Source organism: Rhizobium sp. R634 (assembly GCF_002211305.1).
Lineage (GTDB): Bacteria > Pseudomonadota > Alphaproteobacteria > Rhizobiales > Rhizobiaceae > Rhizobium.
This window is the reverse complement of record NZ_LOKW01000025.1, coordinates 458,742-481,627: the sequence shown is the minus strand read 5'-3', so window position 1 is coordinate 481,627 and position 22,886 is coordinate 458,742. Positions and strand designations below refer to the sequence as shown.

Here is a 22,886-nt window from a genome sequence, read left to right as displayed (position 1 = left end):
TTTGCGCCGACCTGCCGCTTGGTTCTCAAGTCAGTTTGACTGATTCACGCGTTGGGTCGTGTTCAACCGTTGAAACTCTCGTTTAAAAGAGCGGACCCCCGAGGCAAACCAAGTACCGAACGAATCTCGTTCATTCCTATCTGCCCAACACGTGACCGCAACCTATATTGCTTCCCCCGGAAATCCAAGCCTTTTCTTCGCAATAGCAATAATGTTCTGTTCAATGCCGGCAATGATCGCCCGTCACGTGAGCGCGAACACGAGCACCCTGTCGTTCTGACCGTAATCTCTAACGGATTTGAGGCACTTGAAGCCTTTCGCTTCGAAGATCGCCGTCACATCGTTTCGCTGATCGTAGCCGATTTCCAGTCCCACGAACCCATCAGGCCTCATGAACCTTGCCACATCCTTGGCTATGGCTTTGTAGGCGTCAAGCCCATCCGGGCCGCCATCCAGCGCTGCAACCGGATCAAATTTCGTCACTTCGGGAGCGAGATCGTGAATGACATTGGAGGCAATATAGGGCGGATTTGAGACAATCACGTGAAACGAGCCCTGGATGTTCTCGAACCATCTCGACTGCACAGCCTGAAAGCGATCCTGCAACCCGTTTCTTTCTGCGTTTGACTTTGCCGTTCGAAGTGCATCCGACGATATGTCGCTGCCGATACCTGACGCATCGGGACATTCGCTCAAAAGCGCGAGGCATATCGCCCCGGTCCCGGTTCCTATATCAAGGATATGGAGATTGCCCTCAGCCTTTGCAAGGTCCCTGAGATAGGGAAGCACCGTGTCGACGAGGATTTCCGTATCCGGGCGCGGTTCCAGCGTTTCCGCCGAAAGCCGAAGCGCCAGGCCGTAGAATTCCCGTTCGCCGAGGATGCGGTGCACCGGCTCGTGGGCGAGCCGCCGTTCCAGCGCCTTGAAAATCACCTCCGCCTGCTCGGGAGAAAGCCCCTCAGCCGATCGTGTCAGAAGCTCGGTCGACGACAGTTTCAGAAGACCTGCGACCAGCAGGCGCGCATCGGTCGCCGGGTCGGCGATACCGCCCTTGGTAAAGCGGCGCCGCGCCTCGGCCAGCATATCGGCGACCGTCGGACTCACGGCTGTTCGCCGAGCTGCGCCAGCTGGCTTGCCTGATAGTCGGCCATCAGCGCGTCGACGACTTCCTCGATCTCGCCTTCCATCATCCGATCAAGCTTGTAGAGCGTCAGGTTGATGCGGTGGTCGGTCACCCGCCCCTGCGGGAAATTATAGGTGCGGATGCGCTCGGAGCGGTCGCCGGAACCGACCTGGCTCTTGCGGTCGGCCGAGCGCTCGCTGTCGGCGCGCTGCCGTTCGGCATCGTAAAGCCTGGAGCGCAGCACCTGCATCGCCTTGGCGCGGTTCTGATGCTGCGATTTTTCCGAGCTGGTGACGACGATGCCGGTCGGCAGGTGAGTGATGCGCACCGCCGAGTCGGTCGTATTGACGTGCTGGCCGCCGGCGCCCGAAGAGCGCATCGTGTCGATGCGGATGTCTTCCGGCCGGATCTCGATATCGATCTCCTCGGCTTCCGGCAGCACCGCCACCGTCGCGGCCGACGTATGAATGCGCCCGCCCGCCTCGGTCTCCGGCACGCGCTGCACGCGGTGCACGCCGGATTCGAATTTCAGCTTGGCGAAGACGCCCCTTCCGGTAATCGTCGCAATGATTTCCTTATAGCCGCCAGCCTCACCCTCGCTCGCCGAGAGCACCTCGACTTTCCAGCCCTTCTCGGAAGCGAAACGCTCATACATGCGAAAGAGATCACCGGCGAAAAGTGCCGCTTCCGAACCGCCGGTGCCGGCGCGGATTTCGAGGATCGCGCTTTTTTCGTCCGCCGCATCCTTCGGCAGAAGCAGGATCTGCATCTCCTGCTCCAGCGCTTCGATCCGCTCCTTCACTTCGGGCAGTTCGAGTTCGGCGAGGTCGCGCATCTCGCGATCGACCGACTTGTCCTCCAGCAGCGCGTCGAGATCGGCAAGCTCGGCGACCGCCTTCTCATAGGCGCGGATCTTCGTGACGACAGGCTGCAGCTCGGAATATTCGGATGCAAGCTTCACATAGACGTCGGCGGCAGGGCCGGCCGACATGCGCGCTTCGATCTCGCCGAAACGGCGTTCCAGCTCGCGCATCTTTTCAACGGGAAGCTTCGCCACCCTTCACTCCGATTCTTCTTGTATATGCCTAGAGGGGAATATTGTGGCTCTCGGCGAAGCGGGCAAGCACCTCGCGCATCGGTACGGTGGCGCTGTTGTCGTCCAGCACTTCATCCATCGCCTTCGTCAGCGCGCCGACATCAAGGCCGAGCAGCATCGCTTTCACCGGCCCGATCGAGGCCGGCGACATCGAAATCGAGCGGAAACCGATGCCGAGCAGCGCCATTGCCGAGAGCGGCTTGCCGGCAAGTTCGCCGCAAAGCGTCACCGGCGTCTTGTTTCGGTCCGCCCCGCGCACGATGTCGCGCAGGATGCGCAAGAACGGCTTGCCGAGCGGATCGAAGCGGTCCGACACCCGTGCATTGCCGCGATCGACGGCCATCGAGAACTGGAAGAGGTCGTTCGAACCTACCGAAACGAAATCGACCGCCTCCATCAGCTCGTCGAGCTGCCAGAGCAGCGCCGGCACCTCAAGCATCGCCCCGAATTGCAGCTTGCGCGGCAGTCCGTGGCCGAAACGCGAGAGATGCTGCACTTCCTTCTGCAGGAGCTCGCGCACCGTCCTCAGTTCGGACACCTCGGTGACCATCGGCACCATCAGCTTCAGCTCGGTGTCCGCCGACGCTTTCAGCAGGGCGCGCAACTGAGTGCGCAGCAATCCCGGCCGATCGAGCGACAGCCGGATGGCGCGCCAGCCGAGCGCAGGGTTTTCCTCCTCGTGGCCGCGGAAATAGGGCACGACCTTGTCGCCGCCGATATCGAGCGTGCGGAAGGTCACGACGCGGCCTGCCGCCTGTTTGATCACATTGCGGTAGAACTGCTCCTGCTCGTCCGCCTTCGGCATGGTGGAGGCGATCATGAATTGCAGCTCGGTACGGAAGAGACCGATGCCCTCTGCACCCGATTCAGAAAGCTGCGGCAGATCGACCAACAGGCCGGCATTCATCATCAGCGAGATCCGCTGGCCGTCCTTGGTGACCGGTTCGATGGCGCGCAGCGCCCGGAACTGTTCCTGCCGCCTGGCGCGGAAGCGAACCTTTTCCTCGTAGGAACGGCGATGATCAGCCATCGGCCTGAGATGCACATGCCCCTCGTCGGCGTCGATGATCACGGCATCGCCGTTTTCGGCCAGCGCCACCACCCCGGCCGCCTGGCCGATGACCGGAATGCCCATGGCGCGGGCGACGATCACCACATGGCTCGTCACCGCCCCTTCTTCCAGCACCAGGCCGCGGACGTTGGAGCGCGGATAATCGAGCAGTTCGGCCGCACCCATGGCGCGGGCCAGAATGATCGCATCATTCGGGAAGCCTTCGGCGGTCGTCCGGCCGGTATAGCCGGTCAACTGCCTGAGCAGCCGGTTCGCCAGATCCTCGAAATCATGCATGCGTTCGCGCAGATACGGGTCGGTCAACCGCATCATCCGCGCCTTGGTGTCGCTCTGCACCTTCTCGACCGCCGCTTCGGCCGTCAGACCGTTGCGGATCGCCTCCTCGAGCTTGCGCACCCAGCCCTGGTCATGGGCGAACATGCGATAGGTTTCGAGCACTTCGCGATGCTCGCCCTCCATCGACACGTCGCGGCGCGACAGCATGTCGTCGATCGAGATCCTCAGCGAACCCATGGCTTCCGCCAGCCGCCGGATCTCCTTCTCCGCATCCTCGTTGAGAAGATTGGTGACGACGATGCGCGGTTCGTGCAGCACGACATAGCCGAGGCCGATGCCGTCATTATAAGTATCGCCGTCGATCGTCACCGAGCGCGTCAGGTCGAGTTCGAGGCCCGGTTTGGTGATCTTCTTGAGCTCGCCGGTGGCGATCATCTCGGCGAGCACCATCGCCGTCGTTTCGAGCGCCTCGACCTCTTCGTCGCGATAATTGCGGCTCGCCTTGTTCTGCACGACGAGAACGCCGAGCGACCGTCCGGTTCTCAGGATCGGCACGCCGAGGAAGGAATGGTAGATTTCTTCGCCCGTCTCGGGCAGGTAACGGAAGGCCGGATGCGACTGCGCGTCGGAGAGGTTCAGCGGCTGGGCCGAAGCCGCGATCGTGCCGACGAGGCCCTGGCCCATCTTCAGCTGCGCCAGGTGCACGGCTTCGCGGTTGAGACCTTCGGTCGCATAGAGTTCGAGCACGCCGTCGGCGCGCAGCACATAGACGGAGCAGACTTCCGCCACCATGTTGCCGGCAATCTGTCGGACGATCCGGTCAAGACGATCCTGCGGCTCCAGCGGCTCTGCCATCAACTCGCGCAGCCGCCTGAGCAGCACGCGCGGACCGCCGGAAAGGTCTCTCATGACGTCTCAAGCTCCCGAAACAACGCTCTCTGTCCCGGCGGGCCTGCCTCCGTCTCCTCAACCTGAAGGGGCAGGCCGCCCACTGGGAATCAATTCTTATCCAGACCGTAGCAGGAATGCAAAGTCCTGACAGCGAGTTCTGCATAGGGACCGTCGATCAGGATGGAAATCTTGATCTCGGAGGTGGTGATCGCCTTGATGTTGATACCTTTTTCGGCAAGTGCACGAAACGCGGTCGCGGCAACGCCGGCATGGCTGCGCATGCCGATACCGATGACGGAGACTTTCACCAGGCCCGATTCGTTCTGCACAACATCGTAGCCGATCTTCTCCTTATGGTCGCCGAGCACCTTGATGGCCTTCTCGACGTCGCCCGACGGCACGGTGAAGGTCATGTCGGTCTTCGATCCGTCCTCGGAAATATTCTGGACGATCATGTCGACATTGATATGGGATTCGGCAAGCGGCCCGAAGATCGCGGCGGAAACGCCCGGCCGGTCGGCAAGACGGCGAAGCGAGATCTGAGCCTCATCCTTGGCATAGGCGATGCCGGTGACTACTTCCTGTTCCACGATTTCATCCTCGTCACAAATCAGCGTTCCGGGCGGGTTCAACAGATCGCCCATGCCCGGAGCATCGGGATCTTCGAAAGACGAGCGCACGAAGGTACGCACCTTGTGCACCATGGCAAGCTCGACCGACCGCACCTGCAGCACCTTGGCGCCGAGCGAGGCCATTTCGAGCATTTCCTCGAAGGCGATCTTCTTCAGCCTGCGCGCCTGCGGCACGATGCGCGGATCGGTCGTGTAGACGCCGTCGACATCGGTATAGATATCGCAGCGATCCGCTTTGACAGCGGCCGCGATGGCAACGGCCGACGTATCCGATCCGCCGCGCCCGAGCGTTGCGAGGCGATTGTCGGGCCCCAATCCCTGGAAGCCGGCGATGACGGCGACCTGCCCCTCGCCCATCCGCTTGATGATGTCGGAACCGTCGATCTCCAGGATGCGCGCCGCGCCATGGGCGTTGTCGGTGCGGATCGGGATCTGCCACCCCTGCCAGGAGCGCGCATTGATATCCATTGCCTGCAATGCGATCGCCAGCAGACCCGAGGTCACCTGCTCGCCGGAAGCGACCACCGCGTCATATTCGCGCGCATCGTAGAAGGGGGAATTGGCGCCGATCACCTTCGGCATGCCCTGCACCCAGCCGACCAGCTCATTGGTCTTGCCGGACATGGCCGAGACCACCACCGCCACCTCGTGGCCGGCATCGACTTCGCGTTTCACGTGGCGGGCAACGTTCTTGATGCGGTCCAGGTCAGCGACGGACGTGCCGCCGAATTTCATTACGATGCGTGCCATATGCCTCTACCACGACTGGCGCCGGAAAGCGGAAACCCGGACCCGGCATCACGAAAGCTCTGGGGCGGACCGCTTGGCGAAAGAGCCGCATCCCCATTTCTGGAACCGCTCTAAAGCCCAGGCCCCTGAAGGCCCCAAGTTGCGGCGTCTCTTAGCGAGTTTGGCGGGGGGAGGCAAGCGTACACGACAAAAGCAATTGCCGGCCATTTGCGCGCTCACGCCTCCCCTGATGCGCCGCCCCTTGACTTATGCCCCCGATCATCCGACTTCACAGGACACGAACGATGGAGAACACCATGACGGAAGCCGCCAGAAGCACGATCGACCAGGGCGAAGTGGACCGCTTCTCGGCGATGGCGGCGGAATGGTGGAGCCCGACCGGCAAGTTCAGGCCGCTGCACAAGTTCAATCCCGTCCGGCTCGCCTATATAAGAGACAAGGCCTGCGAGAATTTCGGCCGTGATCCGAAAAGCGCCCGCCCGCTCGAGGGGCTGCGTGTGCTCGATATCGGCTGCGGCGGCGGCCTCTTGTCCGAACCCGTCGCCCGCATGGGCGCCTCGGTCATCGGCGCTGATCCTTCCGAGAAGAATATCGGCATCGCCTCGACCCACGCCAAGGCGTCCGGCGTTCCGGTGGACTATCGCGCCGTCACTGCCGAGGAGCTCGCCGAGGCCGGCGAAACCTTCGATATCGTCTTGAACATGGAAGTCGTCGAACACGTCGCCGACGTCGAACTCTTCATGACGACCTGCGCGAAAATGGTCCGCCCCGGCGGCCTGATCTTCGTCGCCACCATCAACCGCACGATGAAGGCGGCAGCCCTTGCCATCTTCGCCGCCGAGAACATCTTGCGCTGGCTGCCGCGCGGCACGCATCAATATGAAAAACTGGTGCGCCCGGAAGAGCTGGAAAAGCCGCTCAACGCAAGCGGCCTGGAAATCACCGACCGCACCGGCGTCTTTTTCAATCCGCTGTCGAACCAGTGGAACCTGTCCAGGGACATGGACGTGAACTATATGCTGCTGGCCAGGCGCGAAGCGTAATTCGGCAGCCAATTAGCCGACTAAACTTTTAGCGTTTGGACGTAGGCAAGCAGATCCGTCTGGGTTTCGGCATTGCGTGCAGCAAGTTCCTTGACCCGATCGCGATCGATCGAGATCTGGGCGCCCTCAGGCCCGTAGGGCTGTTTGAACGTAAAAGCGTGCGGACTCGACCCGTGGTCAGCGAGATACTCCAGGCGCTCGACCACTTCCTGCCAGTCCGGCCGATGATGAGCCGCAACCCACCACAAAACCAGCGGCGGCCATGTCGGCTTCACGTTCCAATTGCGGGCATTCTTCAAGGCCTCGGCGTGCACGCCGTTATAGGTGAAGGCCATCAGGGACTCGATGTCTGCCCAGAGCGAAAGGGACGAAGGGGCAGAGTCAAAACCGCTGCCTTTCATGTAACGCGGAAAGACCTGAACGCCCCAGCTCCGAGCGCCGGGATAACCGGCATAGCCGGAGCGTCCGATGAAGCCGCAGGCGCGAGCGGCGGCTTCGAAATTCGCAGGTTCGCGCAGAACGAAGCCTTTGACCGCTTCACTTTCGGCAGGGGCGACATGCAGGCCGAAGTTATAGAAGGCCAGACGCGCGGACTGCATATCAATTCACATCCTCGGGCAAAACCGGAATGGCGGCGATCTCGATGCCCTCCTCCACGAGCGCCTGCGCCTCGTCGATGGTCGCCTGGCCGATGATGCCGCGGGCGTCCGCCTCTCCATAATGGATCTTGCGCGCTTCCTCGGGAAACTTCGTACCGACATCCTCGGAATTGGCCTTCACCGCCGCGACAGCCTCTTTCAGCTTGTCGAGGGCCTCACGGCGCATGGCGTCCATCGCCAGTGTCTGCCTCTCGTCCTTCTTGCGCGCGGTCGACACCGAAGGCGCCATCAGGAGTTTGGAAACAGCGGCGGAATGGCAGACAGGACAGGTCAGGAAACCGGTCGCGACCTGGCGGTCGAAGTCGGCGCTTTCGGAAAACCAGCCTTCGAATTCATGGGCGCTGTCACAGGTCAGGGAATAGCGGATCAAGCGGCGACGCCTCCTGCGACTGCCCCCGCAATCTTCTCGACCGAGAATTCCCGGCCGTTCCTCAGGTTCGGGATCTTGTCGTGCGCGGCCTTGACCGCGCTGGGATCGATCTCGGCAACGATGACTGCCTCGCCGCTGGCGCCGGCAGAGGCCAATACAGTGCCCCAGGGGTCGATGATCATCGAATGGCCGAAAGTCTCGCGCCCGTCCTCGTGCCGGCCGGCCTGCGCGGCGGCAATCACGAAGACGCCGTTCTCGATGGCGCGCGCCCGGAGCAGGATTTCCCAATGCGCCTCGCCAGTCTGCCTGGTGAAGGCGGCGGGCACCGTCATCACTTCAGCGCCGGCAATGGCCTGGGCGCGAAAGAGCGCCGGGAACCGGACGTCGTAGCAGATGGCAAAGCCCATTTCGGCGAAGGGCAGCGACAGGACGCGCGCTTCCGAGCCGGCCGTATAGGCCGCACTTTCGCGCCAGCTCTCGCCATTATCGAGATCGACGTCGAACATGTGGATCTTGTCGTAGCGATTGAGGATGCGTCCGTCGGGACCGAAGAGGAAGCCGCGATTGGCAATCTTGCCGTCGGCGAGCGCAATCGCCGTCGAGCCGACATGCATGTAAATGCCAAGTTCCGCGGCAAGCGCCGAACCGGTTTTGACGATGATATCGCGCGTCTCATCGGCAAGCACGGCGCGTGCCGCCGCTCGATCCCGCTGGAGCATGCCGGTCATTTCGGGCGTCTGCACATAGGTCGCCCCCTGCGCGGCGGCCTCGCGCACCAGCCGCGCCATGGCGGCGGCGTTCTTTTCCGGATCGACCCCTGAACACATCTGGACGGCGGCGGCCTTGAAGCTCATCGGTTCGTCCTCAGACCGCCAGCATCGGATCGAGCTTGCCGGCCCGATCGAGCGCGAAGAGGTCGTCGCAGCCGCCGACATGTTCGGCGCCGATGAAGATCTGCGGAAATGTCGTGCGCCCGTTGGCCTTGCCGATCATCTCCTGGCGAAGGTCCGGCGAATATGTCGCATCGTGCTCGACATAGTCGACGCCCTTTTGTTCTAGAAGCGACTTGGCGCGGGAGCAGTAGCCGCAGAACTGCCGTGTATAGATGGTGACGGGTACCATGATATCTCCAGACGGATGCCGGGTATTTTCTGTCATATAGGCTCGGAAAGAGCCCTTGCAAAGGTCAAAACCGTGATCTCGGCCGCGCCCGCCTTGCGCAGCGTCCGGCTTGCAGCGGCGACCGTCGCTCCCGTGGTATAGACGTCGTCGACGAGCACGATACGCTTGCCGAAGACGTCATTTTCGCAACCCTTGGCGATCGCGAAAGCGCCTCTGACATTGTCTTCGCGCGCCTTTGCGCCGAGGCCGACCTGCTGGCTCGTGCGCTTGACGCGGATCAGCGTCGCCGCAAGCAGCGGCTTGCCCGAGAGCTTCGCCATATGGCGGGCAAGCTCGGCTGCCTGGTTGAACTTGCGCGACAGCATCCGGGTGCGGTGCAACGGCACCGGGATCAGCGCATCGCAGCTTTCGACCGTGCCGTCGGAGGCGCGCAGCATCCAGGCGGCCATCATCGGCGCCAGATCGGTGCGATCGCGATATTTGAGCCCATGAACGAGGTCGCGCACCGCATGGTCGTGGGTCGCCGCCGACCGCAGCCGGTCGAAGGGCGGCGGATTGGCGATCGCCTCGGCGCTCAGAATGCCGGCGCCGAGATCGTGCGAGAAGGGAATGCCGAGCACCTCGCAATAGGGCCGCTCGATGAAACGGATGCCGGACCAGCATTTCACACAGAGCCCGCGATGATCCCCGGTCGAGATGCCGCAGACGGAACAGGCAGGCGGATAGAGAAAATCGGCCAGCGCCGAAAACGGCCGCAGGAGGCAGGCCCGCAGCAGCTCTGCCGATTGTTCGAAGTTAACAGGCTTCATACGACCGAGACTAGCCTGTTCTCTTCCAAAGGAAAATCGCCTTGCCGCGTAGACCCCGCAGGACTAAGGACATCGGCATGGAAACGATCTTCGACAGAGCCCTGATCGCCGCACATCGCCATCGCGCGCTTGTCAACAACGACCCGAAAGCCGCCTTCCTGCTCGATATCGCCGCCGAGGAAATGGCCGAAAGGCTTACGGTCGTCGAGCGGACATTCGAGACCGCCGTCGAGCTGCATGGCACGACTGGAGCCGCTGCCCGCGCCGCAATGGCGACGGGCAAAATCGGCAGGATGATCCGGATCGAAAGCGAGAGGGCCTATGCGGGCCCGGGTGAGACCTTGATCGAGGCGCCGCTCGAAGACGTGCCGATCGAGCCGCAATCGGCCAATCTCGTCCTGGCGCCGCTCAGCTTGCATCTGACCAATGATACGCCGGGCGTTTTCATCCAGATCCGGCGCGCCTTGAAGCCGGACGGCCTGTTCCTGGCCGCGATCCCCGGCGCCGGCACGCTGCAGGAGCTGCGCGAGGTGCTGCTGGCCGCCGAAGTCGAGATGACAGGCGGCGCAAGCCCGCGCGTCATCCCCTTCGCCGATGTGCGTGATGTCGGCAGCCTCATGCAGCGAGCCGGCTTCACCCTGCCGGTGATCGACGCGGAGAACTATACGGTACGATATGACTCGCTCTTTCCGCTGATGCGGGATCTCAGAGCCATGGGCATGAGCAATCCGCTCGCCGCCCGCGGCCGCGTGCCGCTGACGCGCGCCTTCTTCCTGCGCGCAGCGGAAATCTACGCCGAGCGCTATTCCGATCCCGACGGGCGCATCCGCGCGACCTTCTCAATGATCTATGTCTCGGGATGGGCTCCGCACGAGAGCCAGCAGAAGCCGCTCCAGCCTGGTTCCGCCAAGGCCCGCCTGGCCGATGCGCTGAAGGTGGACGAGCACAAACTCAGGCAATAGAGCGTGTCGCGCAAAAGTGTGCGCGGTTTTGCGATAACGACAGGCGAGAAAATAAAGACCTGAAGCACGGGGAGCGAATCTGAAAGATCGCGACGTGCTTTAGGACATCATACCGAAACCGTGACCGGTTTTGCGACAGCATCATGCTCCAATTCTTGGATCAGCCGGCCGGCTCTTCAATTCGTCGGCAAAGCATCGATGATCACGTTGAAGACGTTCTGCAGGCTGCCGGTAAAGACGCCGAGGCCGGCGATGAGCGCGGTGCAGATGATGGCGGCGATCAGACCGTATTCAACCGCCGTCGCGCCTCTTTGATCTGTAAGATATGCTTTCAAAAGGCGCATTGCCCCAACCCTCTGCGCGAACCGACTGCAATCATAAATTCTAGGGCCACCGGACGATGGCCGGCATTTTCAGCAACCGGCGCCGACGCCGTATCCCTGGACGACGCAGACCGAGCCGGGCGTCTCCTGCAGGACGCTGCGGCGGATCGTGTAACGCTTGCCGCTTTCGGTCTTCGGGATCGACCCTGTGGTGATCGTGTCGAAATCCACCGGCGCGCTGGCAAACACGCTTTTCTTCGAGGAATCGGCAAGCATCGGCGTCAGGATGAGCGTCAGCGCGACCACGGCCGTACCGAAAAGAAGGGCGATATTGAGCGCACCCGTCCTGCGCGAGGCAGACGAAGCCCGTTCCTTTTCCCGGACAGCTTTCCAGAAATCATCGTCCATGACGTCAAGCCTTTTAATACACGCACGCCAGATGCTTGATTGAGGCCGATCTTTGGCAGAAGGTGTTAAACGATCCATTAATATCCACAGCCGAAAACGGCGTGGCACAATAATAATCAGCTAATGCTAATACATATTCTCGGGAAGTGCGCAGCGTTTCTGAAAAAACGACATGCGCAAGAATAAATCCATAGCGCGAGCAGTTCTCAAAAGAGACAGTTCGAACAAAGGACGGCTTATGATTTGTCGCGTCCGGTGCTGCGTCGCCATTGGCTCGGCGTGGCCGAAAATCTGGCACGGAACATGCGGTTGAAATAGGTGAGATCGTTGAAGCCCGAGCTGAGCGCGATTTCTGTGATCGATCGCTGAGCAAAGGCCGGAGAACGAAGCTGCGAGGCTATGTTGTCGAGGCGCCTCTGCAGCAGCCAAGCTCGCGGCGTCGTTCCATTCTCATGGAACAAGCGCTGCAGGCTTCTGAGCGACATGCCCTGCTGCCGCGCGTAAACCGCGAAATCGAAGCCGTCATCCAACATCTGATTGGAGAGCTTGGCGACGATGCGCTCGAATAGAGACGCAGACCGGGCGCCGCTGCCCTCGCCAAGCAAGGCCAATGCGGTCGCGATCAAATCGGCGCCCGCTATCTCGAAGCTCTCCACGGCATCGGGCGAAAGAGACTGAGCGTGTCCGGCCAGCAAGTTTACAAAGCCGGCCACGAGCGCACCAGGCCCGCTGCCTGAATCATACGCCCGAGCCGTCATGTGGGATAACCGCGGCATCCTGCATTCCATCAGCGCGCGCGGCATGCGGAAGACCATTTGTTCGAACGGGCCATCGGCGTGCAGGCGATATGGGCGGGTTGAATCATAAATCGCAAACTGGCCGGGAAGGAGTTCGGTCCTGCGATCGTCCTGCTCCAGATACCAGTGTCCAACGCGCATGAAAGACAAAAGCAGATATTCGCTGCGGTCGGTTCGAACCAGTGCCGGTGTCCGTTCTGTGATCTGCGCCGTTGAACGTACAAGCGTAAAACGTGGCGATCCGGGAACGATCTGTGCCACCGAACCGTAAAACTCCGACGAGTCCGAACGGCTCTCCAATCGCACGTAGTTCGACCAGAGTTGGTCGCGCCACGTACCAAGGATTGCTGCGGATCCCGTTCCCACCGTCGTTCTCTAAACTTTGTCGCCCCAGTCTGCACACTATGGCGCGTCAGTCCTAGCGGCGCAACGGCCGCATGGCCATTCTAGCTTCCGCGCCCGCCTGAAAGCCTCCTGAACAAGAGAGGAGAGTCGGCTCGCGGCGTTGACGGATTGACTGGGCACCGTGGAGGTATGACATGAAACCCATCAAAGCAGCGGTGGTGCAGGCCGCACCGATATTTCTCGATATCGAAGCTTCAATCGACAAGGCGGAAAGGCTGATTGCCGAGGCAGCAGCCAATGGCGCCAAGCTGATCGCATTCCCGGAAACCTGGCTGCCGGGTTATCCTTTGTTCGTCTGGCTCGGCGCTCCGATCGAGGCCATGCCATTCATACCTCGTTATCACGAGAACAGCATGGCGGTTGATTCGCCGCAGATGCGCAGGCTGCAGAAGATCGCTCGCAAGCACGAGATCACCGTAGTCATGGGCTTTTCCGAGCGAGACGGCGGAAGCCGTTACATGTCTCAGGCAATCATCGGCGAAGACGGGGATCTTCTGCTCGTTCGCCGCAAGCTCAAGCCCACTCACGTCGAGCGCACTGTATTTGGCGAAGGCGATGGCTCCGATCTCGCGGTTGTCGATGCCGCGTTCGGACGCCTCGGCGCGCTGAATTGCTGGGAACATATCCAGCCGCTCGTCAAAATGGCCATGTATGCGCAGCATGAAGAAGTGCATGTCGCCGCCTGGCCGAGCTTCTGCCTGTACCGCGATGTCGCCTATGCGCTGGGGCCGGAAGTGAATTCCGCGGCCACGCAGCTCTACGCCGTGGAAGGAAGCGCCTATGTGCTCGCCTCATGCGCGGTCATCAGCCAGGAAATGTTCGACGTCTTGGCCGATACGGAACGAAAGGCTTATCTGCTCAATCCGCGCACGTCCAAACCGGGCGGCGGTTACTCAATGATCTATGGTCCGGACGGAAGGGCTCTGTGCGATCCCCTGCGGGATGACGAGGAGGGTATTCTCTATGCCGATCTCGATCCCGCGATGATCGCCATTGCAAAGGCCGCGGCCGATCCTTCCGGGCACTATTCCCGAGCGGATGCAGTGCGCCTCGTGGTAAACCGCGAAAGGCGCCGTGTAATGACCGAAGTCAATGTCTCACCGGCCACGCGCTTCACCCCTATCCCGCTCCTCGATAACGCAGAAACGCCTGCCGAACCGGCGTAACGGAGATTTGTGCGCCCGAGGCTCATAGCGTCGGGCGCCGGCACCTTGAATTTCTCAGGCACAAATTCGCGCTACTTGTCCCGTAGCCGCGTGGCCAGGAAATCAATCAGTGCACGAGCAGCCATCGGAAGATGCTTTCGGGAAACGTATAGCGCATGGATGCCGAGCGTGTTTGGCTCCCAATCAGGCAAGACAACTGCGAGCTTGTTCGCCTGCACCTCCGGGTCGGCGGCAAACCGCGGCAGCATTGCGATGCCGAGATCGGAAAGCGCTGCGCGCTTCAGGGCAACAGCGTCGTTGGTTTGGAAGCCTCCGAGCACTGGCACGACAAGCTGCGCCTCATGATTTTTCAGGGTCCATTCTGTTCCTCCAAGGTGCGTATAGGTGAGACACTTGTGGGCGCTCAGATCATCCGGTCTGGCCGGAGCTCCGTATTCCCTGAGATAGCGTGGCGAAGCGTAGAGCCGCGACGGACATTGTCCCAGTCGTCTTGCGATCAATGACGGGTCGAGGTGATTGGCAATCCGGATCGCCACGTCGATGCGGTCTTGCACGAGGTCGACCGTGCGGTCCGAAATCTGAAGATCGATCTTGATACGCGGATAGAGATCCGCAAACTTTGCAAAGAGCGGGATGAGCTGTGCCTCCGCCAGGATGCTTGGGGCTGTCACCCGGAGCAGACCATGAGGCGTGTCGGCATGGCTTGCGACTTCCGTCACGGCGTCGGCGACGCGCACGATTTCCCTGCACAATTCAAGAACGCGTTCTCCGGCAGAGGTCAAGCTGAGCTGCCGCGTCGTTCGGTGCAGCAGCCGCGTGCCGGACCAATCTTCCATGGAGGCGATGTAACGCGACGCCATCGCCCTGGACATGCCCAGCTCTTGAGCTGCGGCGGAGGCGCTGCCCCGTTCAACCGTCTTCAGGAGCACTTGCGCTGCGATTACCCGGTCCATCTATTCGCTCGATCTATGCAACATTTTGTGGCTCACATTGGCCTTTATCTCCGATCTTCGCAACATTACTTTCGCTTCAACAAATGGAGGTCACATGAACACCGACGTCGAGCTTGAGTATTATTTCGACCCCTTCTGCGGCTGGTGCTACGCGAGTGCCCCTGCGCTCGCCGGTCTTGCCGAGAATTTTTCGCACCAGCTCAAGATGCTGCCGTCCGGCCTATTCGTCGGAGGCAGACCGATCTCATCAATCGCCGAGCATGCCTGGCGCAACGACCAGAGGATTCAGGCGCTGACAGGGCAGCCCTTCTCCGAAGCCTACCGCCAGAACGTCCTATTGGCGCCGAACGGCATTTTCGACTCGGGACCGGCGACGCTGGCGCTCACCGCGCTCGGGGAACACGATCCGAGGCTGGAGCCTCGTTTCCTGCATGCGATCCAAATCGCCCGCTATGTCGCCGGGCACGACACGTCCGGCATCCAGGAGGTTGCGACCGTCGCCGTTCAAGTCGCCGCCGAGCATGGCATCGAGCTGACTACCGAGGCGTTCGGCGAGAGGCTCCGGAGCGATACCGACCTCAGAGAGCGCACGCTGGAGCGGATAGAAAATACGCAACGCCGGATGAACATCCTCGGCATTCGCGGCGTCCCGCAACTCGTCGCCCTCGTCAACGGCAAGGCCCACATCCTCAGCGGCGAGACCCTGTATCAAGGTCCGGCCGGTCTCGCCGCAGCGCTCGACGCGCTACGCGCAGACGCATGAATCATCCATCCCAACAAGGAGTATCACTATGAAAATTGCTCTTATCGGAGCTTCCGGTCAGGCCGGCTCCCGCATCCTGGCCGAATTGTCAGTGCGCGGCCATACCGTTACCGCGATTGCCCGAGACCCGTCCAAGGTCGCATCTCTTCCGAACGTCACCGCCGCCTCTGGCGATATCGCTGCGCCTGAAGCTCTGGCAGAGATCCTGAAAGGCCATGACGCGGTCATCAGCTCGGTGCATTTCTCCGCCAGCGATCCGGACAAGCTGATTGCTGCGGTGAAGACCTCCGGCGTGCGTCGTTACTATGTGGTGGGTGGAGCGGGCAGTCTCGAAGTCGCTCCGGGCGTCCTCCTCGTGAACACGCCCGATTTCCCGGCGATCTACAAGTCTGAAGCGCAGGGCGGCGTCGACTACCTGAATAAGCTCAAGGCTCAAAACGACCTCGACTGGACCTTCTTGTCGCCTTCGGCCGCATTCGTGCCCGGCGAGCGGACCGGCACCTTTCGACTCGGCAAAGACGAACTCCTGACGAACGAAAACGGCAGCAGCATTTCCTTCGAGGATTTCGCGGTTGCCCTCGTGGACGAGATCGAAGCGCCGACCCACGTCAGGCAGCGGTTCACCGTCGGCTACTAATTCGATCGACAAATCTCAACGCTTCATGGCAGCGCGGTCGGCACCGGTCAGGTGCCAGCTGCCTGGCCAGTGAGAAAAACGGCAAAATTCGCGGCTATCCAGGCCGCGAATTCCCCGACCCGGCGCTTATCGAAACTCCGTCGACGCCGCTGCCCAGCCTGTTAAAGCAAATCCTGCAGCATCGGGATGAGCGGCTCGTCGGCCGGCGGCATCGGGTAGTCGCGCAATGCCTGCGGCCGCACCCATTTCAGCGCCTGGCCCTCGCGGCCCTGTGGAATGCCCTCGTAGCGCCGGCAGATATAAAGCGGCATCAGAAGGTGGAAGGTCTCGTAGGAATGGCTGGCGAAAGTAAGCGGTGCGAGGCAGGCGATCTTGGTCTTGATGCCGAGTTCTTCCTCGAGTTCGCGCACCAGCGTTTCCTCCGGCGTCTCGCCGGGCTCCACCTTGCCGCCGGGAAATTCCCAGAGCCCGGCAAGCGATTTTCCCTCGGGGCGCTGTGCCAACAGGATACGCCCATCGGCATCGATCAGCGCACAGGCGGCGACCAGCAATATCTTCCGGCCTGCATCGCTCATCGCGGCTCCTGCTGCCAATAGCAATAGTGATAGGCGTCGCGAAAGCCGAGGCGCTCATAGAGCGCGATAGCCGGGCGGTTGGAAAGCTTGACCTGCAGCCAGGCCGAGCGGGCGCTGCGCATGCGCGCCCAACGCAGCGCCGAGGTCAGGATCTCGGTGCCGAGCCCCTCGCGCCGATGCGCCTCCAAGACCGAAAGCGACATGATGCCGGCAAGATCGTTGTCCTGCACGCAAAGCACCGTCGCAAGCGGGCCTTCAACAGCATTCTCGATCATGAACAGGCCCGACGGCGGCTTGATCGCCGAAATGATTTCGGCAAGCGCCGGCTTCAGCGACGGCGGGGCCCCGTCGACCGCAAGGTTGGCGTCGACGAAGCGGCCGACGTCATGGGTCGGCAGGTGATCGAGCGTATCCGGCAGTTCCGCCTCGGCCAGATCGCAGGTCATCACCACCGTCTCGTCGAACTGCGTCCAGTTCTGCGCCCGCAGAAGCTCGATCAGCACTGGCGAGGCGAGCGGCGTCTGGCGAACCACGGCGGGGCGGCCATAGGCTTCGAACTTCCGGCTTGCCTTTTCCAGCCGGATTTCGACATCGCGGTGATCGGAGGGGTCAAGCGGCACGATGGAATTCAGCCGGTTGGAGGGGTGGCCGGCCGTCAGCCGCACCTGCCAGCTGCCGTCATATTGCACGGATGCCGCCGGCCAGGCGCGGAAACCGACGGCCTCCAGCCTGCGGACCAGCGGCAGATTGTGTTGGGAAATGGATATCTGCGGCAATGAACGATCAGCTCCGATAGTCGCCATTGATCGCAACATATTCCTTGGTGAGGTCGCAGGTCCAGACGGTTGCCGTGCCTGCGCCGAGGCCGATATCCACTTTCACGGGGATATCCTGCGCCTTCATGACGTTCGAGGCGGCCTCCTCGGAATAATCGGGATCGCGCTCGCCGTTGACGGCGACCCGGACGTCGCCGAACCAGATGGCGAGCCGGTCGCGATCGGCCATCTCGCCCGATTTGCCGACGGCCATGACGATGCGGCCCCAATTGGCGTCTTCGCCGGCAGCCGCCGTCTTGACCAGCGGCGAATTGGCGATCGACAGCCCGATGCGCTTGGCGGCGGCATCGCTTTCGGCGCCGGTCACGGTGATTTCGAGCATTTTCGTAGCACCCTCGCCGTCACGCACCACCTGCAGCGAAAGATCTTTCAGCACTTCATTGAGCGCGACGCGGAAAGCGGCCAGACGCGGATCGTCGGCGCGTTCGATGAGGGCCTGGCCGTCCTCGGCCGCAGCACCCGTCGCAAACAGCATCAGCGTGTCGGAGGTGGAGGTATCGCTGTCGACGGTCATGGAATTGAAGGTCGGGCCGACGCCGTCGGAGAGTAGCGCCTGCAGGGCGGCGGGCGCGATGTCGGCATCGGTGACGACGAAGGAGAGCATCGTCGCCATATCGGGCGCGATCATGCCGGCGCCCTTGGCAATGCCGTTGATCGTCACGGCAACGCCGCCGATCTCGGCGCTGCGGGTCGAAACCTTCGGATAGGTGTCGGTCGTCATGATCGCCTTGGCGGCCTCGAACCAGAAATCGCCGGTCGCCTCGGCTTGCATCTTGTCCAGGACCCCGGCGAATTTGGTGGCATCGAGCGGTTCGCCGATGACCCCGGTCGAAGCCAGATAGACCTCGTTTTCGCTGCAGCCGACAGCAGCGGCAGCCGACTTCGCCGTCAGCTCGGTCGCCTGGCGGCCCTTCAGGCCGGTAAAGGCATTGGCGTTTCCGGAATTGACGACGACGGCGCGTGCAATGCCGTGCGGCAGGTTTGCGCGGCAGAAATCGACCGGCGCCGAAGGGCACTTGGAGCGGGTGAAGACACCCGCGACGGCGGCCGGCTTGTCGAAGACCATCATCAGCACGTCGGTGCGGTTCTTGTACTTGATGCCGGCGGACGCCGTCGCCATGCGCACGCCGCGCAGCGAAGGCATCGGGACGAAGGATTTCGGTGCGAGCGGAGAAACGGAACCGGACATGATGAAACCTGTCAATGAGCATTTCCCGGCGACTGAAACCGGCTCGCCGTCCGGAAATGCGACAACAACGATAAGGAAGGGCCCGGTAGAACCGGGCCCTGATGCGGATATTACTGCTTCGGCGCCGGCTGGGCAGGCTCGCTGCCCGGCTCAGGCTGCTTGTTGGCCTCGTCGTAGCCCTTGCGCAGCGTCTCGTCCGCGATCTCGATCTTGGAGGACGACTTCGCCTGGGCGAGAAGCGCAAGATACTTGTCGCGCATGACGAGCTGACGAACCTGATCCTGCACCTGCTCGAACGGCGGCGGTGCGGCGTCGCGCTTATCCTCGACCTTGATGACGTGATAGCCGAAGTCGGTCTTCACGGGCGTCTTGGAATAGGTGCCCTTCTCGAGCGCGAAGGCCGCGTCCTCGAATTCCTTGACCATGCGGCCACGCGTGAAATAGCCGAGATCGCCGCCTTCCGACTTGTTCGGATCGGTGGACTTCTCCTTGGCGAGTTCGGCGAAATCCTTGCCGGCATCGAGCTGCTTGATGATGTCCTTGGCTTCATCCTCGGTCTTGACGAGGATGTGGCGAGCGTGGACTTCCTCCTGCTTCGGCAGGGCGGCGACTTCCTTGTCGTAGCGCGCCTTGATTTCTTCCGGCGTCACGGTGTCGACGACATGCTTCTTGAAATAGGCGTTATGCAGCTCGCGATCGGAGAGATACTGCATACGCTTCTTGAATTCGTCCGTCTGGTCGAGCTTCTCGGTGATGGCGTCGGCGGCGAGCAGCTTCACGTCGATGGCGGCGGAGAGAGCCGCGACCTTCTTCTGGTCGTCGGGAAGCTGCGCTAGCTGCGGATCGAGATTGGCGACGGCAAGATCGAGTTCCGACTGGTGGATTTCCAGATTGCCGACCTTGGCGACGACGGCGTCGTCGGCATGGGCCGGAGCCTGGAGCGCAACAAAAGTCGCAAATGCCAAAACGGCGAATTTATTGGTGCTCAACATCAAATAACCCTTCACAGTTCCATCGCCGGTTTCAGCATCCCCTGAATCCAGCCCAAAATAGCCATCAACACCGGATTGTGGCCTTTCTGTATCCGCCAAATCCGTTGACATCATTCGACCCCCCTCTTATCTGTCACGCAACCTCGCGTCCAGAACAGTTTCCGGGCGTTTCAGCGTGCGCCTGATTTTCGGCTGGGCCGCGAAAAAGAAACGCCAGGGATGAATATTGAGAAAGGGCCAGTCACATGGTCAGCTTTGGCGGTATAGCCCGCAAGTTATTTGGATCGTCCAATGATCGCCGCGTGCGGTCCTACCAGCCGAACGTCGCCGCGATCAACTCCATCGAAGAGAAGACGAAGGCGCTGACGGACGAGCAACTCGCGGCGAAGACGGCGGAATTCCGCGCGCTTCTCGCCGAGGGCAAGACGCTCGACGATATCCTGATTCCCGCCTTTGCCGTCGTGCGCGAGGCCTCGCGCCGCGTTCTCGGCCTGCGACCTTTTGACGTACAGCTGATCGGCGGCATGATCCTGCATTCGAATGCGATCGCCGAGATGAAGACCGGCGAAGGCAAGACCCTCGTCGCCACCCTGCCGGTCTATCTGAACGCGCTTTCCGGCAAGGGCGTGCACGTCGTCACCGTCAACGATTATCTCGCCCAGCGCGATGCCGCGACCATGGGCCGCGTCTACGGCTTCCTCGGCATGACCACCGGCGTCATCGTCCACGGCCTGTCCGACGAAGAGCGCCGCGCGGCCTATGCCTGCGACATCACCTACGCCACCAACAACGAACTCGGCTTCGATTATCTGCGCGATAACATGAAGTACGAGAAGAACCAGATGGTCCAGCGCGGCCACAATTTCGCGATCGTCGACGAAGTGGACTCGATCCTCGTCGACGAAGCGCGCACGCCGCTGATCATCTCCGGACCGCTCGACGACCGCTCCGAACTTTATAATACGATCGATGCCTTCATTCCGCTGCTCGTAGCCAGCGATTACGAGATCGACGAGAAGCAGCGCTCGGCCAACTTCTCCGAAGAGGGCACCGAGAAGCTGGAAAACCTGCTTCGCCAGGCCGGCCTCTTGAAGGGCAATGCGCTCTACGACATCGAAAACGTCGCGATCGTCCACCACGTCAACAATGCGTTGAAGGCCCACAAGCTCTTCCAGCGCGACAAGGACTATATCGTCCGCAACGACGAAGTCGTCATCATCGACGAGTTCACCGGCCGCATGATGCCGGGCCGGCGTTATTCGGAAGGCCAGCATCAGGCGCTCGAAGCCAAGGAAAAGGTGCAGATCCAGCCGGAAAACCAGACGTTGGCCTCGATCACCTTCCAGAATTATTTCCGCATGTACGCCAAGCTCGCCGGCATGACCGGCACGGCGCAGACGGAAGCGGAAGAATTCGGCAACATCTACAATCTCGATGTCATCGAGGTCCCGACCAACCTGCCGATCAAGCGTATCGACGAAGACGACGAGGTCTACCGGACCTTCGACGAGAAGTTCAAGGCGATCATCGAAGAGATCCTCGACGCCCATAAGCGCGGCCAGCCGGTGCTCGTCGGCACGACCTCGATCGAGAAGTCGGAACTGCTCGCCGATCGCCTGCGCAAGCAGGGCTTCAACGACTTCCAGGTGCTGAACGCCCGCTACCACGAGCAGGAAGCCTATATCGTCGCCCAGGCGGGCGTGCCCGGCGCCGTCACCATCGCCACCAACATGGCCGGCCGCGGCACCGACATTCAGCTCGGCGGCAACCTCGACATGCGCATCGAGCGCGAACTCGGCGAAGTCGAAGCCGGTCCGGAGCGGGATGCCCGGATCCAGGCGATCGTCGAGGAGATCAAGGAACTCAAGCAGAAGGCGCTCGCTGCCGGCGGCCTCTACGTGATCGCCACCGAACGCCACGAAAGCCGCCGTATCGACAACCAGCTGCGCGGCCGCTCCGGCCGTCAGGGTGACCCGGGCCGTTCGAAATTCTACCTTTCGCTTCAGGACGACCTGATGCGTATCTTCGGCTCCGACCGCATGGACAGCATGCTGACCAAGCTCGGCCTGAAGGAAGGCGAGGCGATCGTCCATCCCTGGATCAACAAGGCGCTGGAGCGCGCGCAGAAGAAGGTCGAAGCCCGCAACTTCGACATCCGCAAGAACCTTCTGAAGTATGACGACGTTCTCAACGACCAGCGCAAGGTGATCTTCGAGCAGCGCCTCGAACTGATGGAATCGACCAATATCTCCGAAACCGTCTCCGACATGCGCCGCGAAGTGATCGAGGACTTGGTCGAAAAGCACATCCCCGAGCGCGCCTATGCCGAGCAATGGGATGCCGTCGGCCTGAAGACCGGCGTCACCAACATCCTCAACCTCGATCTGCCGATCGAGGACTGGGTGAAGGAGGAAGGTATCGGCGAGGACGATATCCGCGAGCGCCTGACGCAAGCCACCAATGCCGCCTTCACGGAGAAGGCCGAGCGTTTCGGCGACGACATCATGCATTATGTCGAACGCTCGATCGTCATGCAGACGCTCGATCACCTCTGGCGCGAGCATATCGTCAATCTCGACCATCTGCGCTCCGTCATCGGTTTCCGCGGCTATGCCCAGCGCGATCCGCTGCAGGAATACAAGTCGGAAGCCTTCGAGCTTTTCACCGCCCTGCTCAACAATCTGCGCGAAGCCGTCACCGCCCAGCTGATGCGCGTCGAACTGGTGCAGCAGGCGCCCGCCGAGCCGGAACCACCGGTGATGCAGGCCCATCATCTGGATCCGACGACCGGCGAGGACGATTTCGCCCCGATCTACCAGGCCTCCGAAGTCATCGTCTCGCCCGAGAACCGCAATCCCGACGATCCCGCCACCTGGGGCAAGGTCGGCCGCAACGAGACCTGCCCTTGCGGCTCCGGCAAGAAATACAAGCATTGCCACGGCGCCTTCGAACAGGTCTGAGGTTAGTCGCAAGAAACTTCGGAATGCCGCCTTCGGGCGGCATTTTCTGTTTCTGCGGCAGCGTCGAAAACCGGTAT

The 22,886-nt window shown here is 61.6% G+C and carries 23 protein-coding genes; 6 read left to right on the top strand and 17 right to left on the bottom strand.

Annotation, left to right across the window (positions count from 1 at the left end; translation table 11 throughout):
• Positions 1 to 243 precede the first annotated feature (243 nt).
• The 4 genes from prmC to ATY77_RS25310 form a co-directional block, all read right to left on the bottom strand.
• Positions 244 to 1,104: a peptide chain release factor N(5)-glutamine methyltransferase gene (gene prmC, locus ATY77_RS25325; RefSeq protein ID WP_088689308.1), complete on the bottom strand. Its 861-nt coding sequence runs from the start codon at positions 1,102 to 1,104 to the stop codon at positions 244 to 246.
• Complete coding sequence (prfA, locus tag ATY77_RS25320; protein ID WP_088689307.1) at positions 1,101 to 2,180, bottom strand: peptide chain release factor 1; 1,080 nt, start codon at positions 2,178 to 2,180, stop codon at positions 1,101 to 1,103. Before prfA ends, prmC begins: the two co-directional genes overlap by 4 nt.
• Positions 2,181 to 2,208: 28 nt before the next feature.
• Positions 2,209 to 4,476, bottom strand: coding sequence for a phosphoenolpyruvate--protein phosphotransferase (gene ptsP / locus ATY77_RS25315; RefSeq protein WP_088689306.1), 2,268 nt, complete (start codon positions 4,474 to 4,476; stop codon positions 2,209 to 2,211).
• Positions 4,477 to 4,565: 89 nt separating this feature from the next.
• Complete coding sequence (locus tag ATY77_RS25310; protein ID WP_064686444.1) at positions 4,566 to 5,840, bottom strand: aspartate kinase; 1,275 nt, start codon at positions 5,838 to 5,840, stop codon at positions 4,566 to 4,568.
• A 296-nt stretch (positions 5,841 to 6,136) separates the two neighbouring features.
• Here ATY77_RS25310 and ubiG point away from each other — a divergent pair, with 296 nt between their 5' ends.
• On the top strand, positions 6,137 to 6,883 hold the full coding sequence (ubiG, locus tag ATY77_RS25305; protein WP_088689305.1) for a bifunctional 2-polyprenyl-6-hydroxyphenol methylase/3-demethylubiquinol 3-O-methyltransferase UbiG: 747 nt from the start codon (positions 6,137 to 6,139) through the stop codon (positions 6,881 to 6,883).
• A gap of 20 nt (positions 6,884 to 6,903) precedes the next feature.
• Here ubiG and ATY77_RS25300 read toward each other — a convergent pair whose 3' ends face one another.
• Genes ATY77_RS25300 through ATY77_RS25280 form a run of 5 tightly spaced genes read right to left on the bottom strand, consistent with a single transcriptional unit; the run spans position 6,904 to position 9,843 of the window.
• Positions 6,904 to 7,482, bottom strand: a complete 579-nt coding sequence (locus ATY77_RS25300) for a DUF3291 domain-containing protein (RefSeq protein WP_088689304.1) — start codon at positions 7,480 to 7,482, stop codon at positions 6,904 to 6,906.
• A 1-nt stretch (position 7,483) separates the two neighbouring features.
• Positions 7,484 to 7,912, bottom strand: coding sequence for a DUF1178 family protein (locus ATY77_RS25295; protein WP_088689303.1), 429 nt, complete (start codon positions 7,910 to 7,912; stop codon positions 7,484 to 7,486).
• Positions 7,909 to 8,766 (bottom strand): carbon-nitrogen hydrolase family protein, encoded by an 858-nt coding sequence (locus ATY77_RS25290; RefSeq protein ID WP_088689302.1) that lies wholly within the window; start codon positions 8,764 to 8,766, stop codon positions 7,909 to 7,911. Before ATY77_RS25290 ends, ATY77_RS25295 begins: the two co-directional genes overlap by 4 nt.
• A 10-nt stretch (positions 8,767 to 8,776) precedes the next feature.
• Positions 8,777 to 9,034, bottom strand: a complete 258-nt coding sequence (gene grxC / locus ATY77_RS25285) for a glutaredoxin 3 (protein WP_088689301.1) — start codon at positions 9,032 to 9,034, stop codon at positions 8,777 to 8,779.
• Positions 9,035 to 9,066: 32 nt separating this feature from the next.
• Positions 9,067 to 9,843, bottom strand: coding sequence for a ComF family protein (locus ATY77_RS25280; protein WP_088689300.1), 777 nt, complete (start codon positions 9,841 to 9,843; stop codon positions 9,067 to 9,069).
• Positions 9,844 to 9,920: 77 nt separating this feature from the next.
• On the opposite strand from ATY77_RS25280, the gene ATY77_RS25275 reads away from it, so the two are divergent.
• Positions 9,921 to 10,805 carry a methyltransferase domain-containing protein gene (locus ATY77_RS25275; protein ID WP_088689299.1) on the top strand — a complete coding sequence of 295 codons (885 nt, stop codon included), beginning with the start codon at positions 9,921 to 9,923 and terminating at the stop codon, positions 10,803 to 10,805.
• 176 nt (positions 10,806 to 10,981) lie between these two features.
• Here ATY77_RS25275 and ATY77_RS25270 read toward each other — a convergent pair whose 3' ends face one another.
• From ATY77_RS25270 to ATY77_RS25260, 3 genes are all read right to left on the bottom strand, one after another.
• Positions 10,982 to 11,149 carry a Flp family type IVb pilin gene (locus tag ATY77_RS25270; protein ID WP_088689298.1) on the bottom strand — a complete coding sequence of 56 codons (168 nt, stop codon included), beginning with the start codon at positions 11,147 to 11,149 and terminating at the stop codon, positions 10,982 to 10,984.
• A 69-nt stretch (positions 11,150 to 11,218) separates the two neighbouring features.
• A complete protein-coding gene (locus ATY77_RS25265; protein ID WP_088689297.1) occupies positions 11,219 to 11,536 on the bottom strand; it encodes a hypothetical protein in 318 nt (105 codons plus the stop codon).
• 236 nt (positions 11,537 to 11,772) lie between these two features.
• Positions 11,773 to 12,699, bottom strand: a complete 927-nt coding sequence (locus ATY77_RS25260) for a helix-turn-helix domain-containing protein (RefSeq protein WP_088689296.1) — start codon at positions 12,697 to 12,699, stop codon at positions 11,773 to 11,775.
• A 173-nt stretch (positions 12,700 to 12,872) separates the two neighbouring features.
• Between ATY77_RS25260 and ATY77_RS25255 the strand changes: the two genes are divergently transcribed.
• The gene (locus ATY77_RS25255) at positions 12,873 to 13,904 is read left to right on the top strand and encodes a carbon-nitrogen hydrolase family protein (RefSeq protein WP_088689295.1); all 1,032 of its coding nucleotides are present in this window, start codon (positions 12,873 to 12,875) and stop codon (positions 13,902 to 13,904) included.
• 71 nt (positions 13,905 to 13,975) lie between these two features.
• Here ATY77_RS25255 and ATY77_RS25250 read toward each other — a convergent pair whose 3' ends face one another.
• Complete coding sequence (locus ATY77_RS25250) at positions 13,976 to 14,857, bottom strand: LysR family transcriptional regulator (protein WP_088689294.1); 882 nt, start codon at positions 14,855 to 14,857, stop codon at positions 13,976 to 13,978.
• Between the two features lie 94 nt (positions 14,858 to 14,951).
• Here ATY77_RS25250 and ATY77_RS25245 point away from each other — a divergent pair, with 94 nt between their 5' ends.
• Together ATY77_RS25245 and ATY77_RS25240 are read left to right on the top strand one after the other, a co-directional pair.
• Positions 14,952 to 15,620: a DsbA family protein gene (locus ATY77_RS25245; protein WP_088689293.1), complete on the top strand. Its 669-nt coding sequence runs from the start codon at positions 14,952 to 14,954 to the stop codon at positions 15,618 to 15,620.
• A gap of 28 nt (positions 15,621 to 15,648) precedes the next feature.
• A complete protein-coding gene (locus tag ATY77_RS25240) occupies positions 15,649 to 16,257 on the top strand; it encodes an NAD(P)-dependent oxidoreductase (RefSeq protein WP_088689292.1) in 609 nt (202 codons plus the stop codon).
• Between the two features lie 161 nt (positions 16,258 to 16,418).
• Here ATY77_RS25240 and mutT read toward each other — a convergent pair whose 3' ends face one another.
• From mutT to ATY77_RS25220, 4 genes are all read right to left on the bottom strand, one after another.
• Positions 16,419 to 16,832, bottom strand: coding sequence for an 8-oxo-dGTP diphosphatase MutT (mutT, locus tag ATY77_RS25235; protein WP_088689291.1), 414 nt, complete (start codon positions 16,830 to 16,832; stop codon positions 16,419 to 16,421).
• Complete coding sequence (locus ATY77_RS25230) at positions 16,829 to 17,635, bottom strand: GNAT family N-acetyltransferase (protein ID WP_088689290.1); 807 nt, start codon at positions 17,633 to 17,635, stop codon at positions 16,829 to 16,831. The genes mutT and ATY77_RS25230 overlap by 4 nt, the downstream gene beginning before the upstream one ends.
• Entirely contained in the window at positions 17,616 to 18,857 is a 1,242-nt protein-coding gene (gene argJ / locus ATY77_RS25225) for a bifunctional glutamate N-acetyltransferase/amino-acid acetyltransferase ArgJ (RefSeq protein WP_088689338.1), read from the bottom strand. Before argJ ends, ATY77_RS25230 begins: the two co-directional genes overlap by 20 nt.
• A gap of 110 nt (positions 18,858 to 18,967) precedes the next feature.
• The gene (locus tag ATY77_RS25220; protein WP_088689289.1) at positions 18,968 to 19,849 is read right to left on the bottom strand and encodes a peptidylprolyl isomerase; all 882 of its coding nucleotides are present in this window, start codon (positions 19,847 to 19,849) and stop codon (positions 18,968 to 18,970) included.
• 245 nt (positions 19,850 to 20,094) lie between these two features.
• Here ATY77_RS25220 and secA point away from each other — a divergent pair, with 245 nt between their 5' ends.
• Positions 20,095 to 22,809: a preprotein translocase subunit SecA gene (gene secA / locus ATY77_RS25215; RefSeq protein ID WP_088677678.1), complete on the top strand. Its 2,715-nt coding sequence runs from the start codon at positions 20,095 to 20,097 to the stop codon at positions 22,807 to 22,809.
• The last annotated feature ends 77 nt before the right edge of the window (positions 22,810 to 22,886 follow it).

Coding starts and splice junctions, on each gene's coding strand:
- ATY77_RS25250 (WP_088689294.1), bottom strand. CDS start 14,857: ATGGACCGGGTAATCGCAGCGCAAGTGCTCCTGAAGACGGTTGAACGG.
- ATY77_RS25280 (WP_088689300.1), bottom strand. CDS start 9,843: ATGAAGCCTGTTAACTTCGAACAATCGGCAGAGCTGCTGCGGGCCTGC.
- ptsP (WP_088689306.1), bottom strand. CDS start 4,476: ATGAGAGACCTTTCCGGCGGTCCGCGCGTGCTGCTCAGGCGGCTGCGC.
- ATY77_RS25220 (WP_088689289.1), bottom strand. CDS start 19,849: ATGTTGAGCACCAATAAATTCGCCGTTTTGGCATTTGCGACTTTTGTT.
- ATY77_RS25230 (WP_088689290.1), bottom strand. CDS start 17,635: ATGGCGACTATCGGAGCTGATCGTTCATTGCCGCAGATATCCATTTCC.
- ATY77_RS25275 (WP_088689299.1), top strand. CDS start 9,921: ATGGAAACGATCTTCGACAGAGCCCTGATCGCCGCACATCGCCATCGC.
- ATY77_RS25270 (WP_088689298.1), bottom strand. CDS start 11,149: ATGCGCCTTTTGAAAGCATATCTTACAGATCAAAGAGGCGCGACGGCG.
- ATY77_RS25310 (WP_064686444.1), bottom strand. CDS start 5,840: ATGGCACGCATCGTAATGAAATTCGGCGGCACGTCCGTCGCTGACCTG.
- mutT (WP_088689291.1), bottom strand. CDS start 16,832: ATGAGCGATGCAGGCCGGAAGATATTGCTGGTCGCCGCCTGTGCGCTG.
- secA (WP_088677678.1), top strand. CDS start 20,095: ATGGTCAGCTTTGGCGGTATAGCCCGCAAGTTATTTGGATCGTCCAAT.
- ATY77_RS25245 (WP_088689293.1), top strand. CDS start 14,952: ATGAACACCGACGTCGAGCTTGAGTATTATTTCGACCCCTTCTGCGGC.
- ATY77_RS25265 (WP_088689297.1), bottom strand. CDS start 11,536: ATGGACGATGATTTCTGGAAAGCTGTCCGGGAAAAGGAACGGGCTTCG.
- ATY77_RS25240 (WP_088689292.1), top strand. CDS start 15,649: ATGAAAATTGCTCTTATCGGAGCTTCCGGTCAGGCCGGCTCCCGCATC.
- grxC (WP_088689301.1), bottom strand. CDS start 9,034: ATGGTACCCGTCACCATCTATACACGGCAGTTCTGCGGCTACTGCTCC.
- argJ (WP_088689338.1), bottom strand. CDS start 18,857: ATGTCCGGTTCCGTTTCTCCGCTCGCACCGAAATCCTTCGTCCCGATG.
- ATY77_RS25300 (WP_088689304.1), bottom strand. CDS start 7,482: ATGCAGTCCGCGCGTCTGGCCTTCTATAACTTCGGCCTGCATGTCGCC.
- ATY77_RS25290 (WP_088689302.1), bottom strand. CDS start 8,766: ATGAGCTTCAAGGCCGCCGCCGTCCAGATGTGTTCAGGGGTCGATCCG.
- ubiG (WP_088689305.1), top strand. CDS start 6,137: ATGACGGAAGCCGCCAGAAGCACGATCGACCAGGGCGAAGTGGACCGC.
- ATY77_RS25255 (WP_088689295.1), top strand. CDS start 12,873: ATGAAACCCATCAAAGCAGCGGTGGTGCAGGCCGCACCGATATTTCTC.